This is a genomic window from Pseudomonas sp. AC463, from assembly GCF_979253585.1.
The window spans coordinates 1-232 of the sequence record NZ_CEEDDZ010001221.1; the positions used below are offsets into that span (position 1 = coordinate 1).

A 232-nucleotide genomic window follows, 5' to 3' on the forward strand; every position below is an offset into this window, starting at 1 on the left:
GTTCATCTGGTCGTCGGTGATGCGGCCTTCCATGAACGCACGGGCGTAGACGCCTGGCGCGGTGTGGCCCTGGAAGTAGATCAGGTCGCCGCCGGGTTCGTCGGTCGGGGCCTGGAAGAAGTAGTTGAAGCCGATGTCATACAGGGTTGCGCTGGAAGCGAAGCTGGAGAAGTGACCGCCCAAGTCAGAAACTTTCAAGTTCGTGCGCATTACCATCGCCATGGCGTTCCAA

At 59.5% G+C, this 232-nt stretch carries 1 protein-coding gene; it reads right to left on the reverse strand.

The window, feature by feature from the left end; translation table 11 throughout:
- On the reverse strand, positions 1-232 hold a 232-nt coding region (locus AC0IYH_RS34190), incomplete at both ends, for a hypothetical protein (protein ID WP_471838939.1).